The organism is Microvirga sp. Mcv34 (assembly GCF_024519725.1).
Lineage (GTDB): Bacteria > Pseudomonadota > Alphaproteobacteria > Rhizobiales > Beijerinckiaceae > Microvirga.
The window spans coordinates 1-638 of the sequence record NZ_JALJRK010000274.1 but is presented as its reverse complement, the minus strand read 5'-3'; the positions used below and the strand labels follow the sequence as shown (position 1 = coordinate 638).

Below are 638 nucleotides of genomic sequence, written 5' to 3'. Positions count from 1 at the left end.
GAGGACCTTCCCTGCACCCTGGAAACCGAGGGGCAAGCGCGGTCCTTCCTGACGCGTCAGGCCGGCCGGCGCACTGCGGCGCCCGGTGAGGTGATCGTCCAAGGCAGCCATGACGAGAGCCGATGCTTCCGAGTCCTCGAAGGCGTAGTGCGCCTCGTCACGTTCTTTCCCGACGGAACTCGTCAGATCGTGCGGTTCGTATTTCCCGGAGCGTATTTCGGGTTGACCCGCGCCGAGCGGGCCCTGACCGCCGAGGCGGCTTCGCCCGTGGCCCTGCTCGAATATGACGCCGGCAAGCTCCAGCGCCTGGCCGAATGCAATCCACTCCTTGGGCGCCAACTGGCGAACGTGTTGCGCGCGGACGCCGGCGAGGCCCTTGAGCATGTCGGCCTCCTAGGACGTAAGGACGCTCGGAAGCGGCTGGCCTTGTTCCTGAGGCAGTTGCACCAGAACCTCGGATTGGGCGATCTCGTGACTGTGCCCATGTCCAGAGTCGACATCGCTGACTTCGTGGGCCTCACGGTCGAAACCGTGAGTCGGGCGTTCGGGTACCTGCGTCGGCAGCACTTGGTCGAAGACGTCAGCCGTGGGGTTCTACGTCTTGATCTTGCCGGCCTCGATCACCTGATAGACGCGGA

At 64.9% G+C, this 638-nt stretch carries 1 protein-coding gene; it reads left to right on the top strand.

The window, feature by feature from the left end:
• The coding region (locus OC446_RS30590) for a Crp/Fnr family transcriptional regulator (protein WP_262032621.1) at positions 1-638 on the top strand (638 nt) is incomplete at both ends.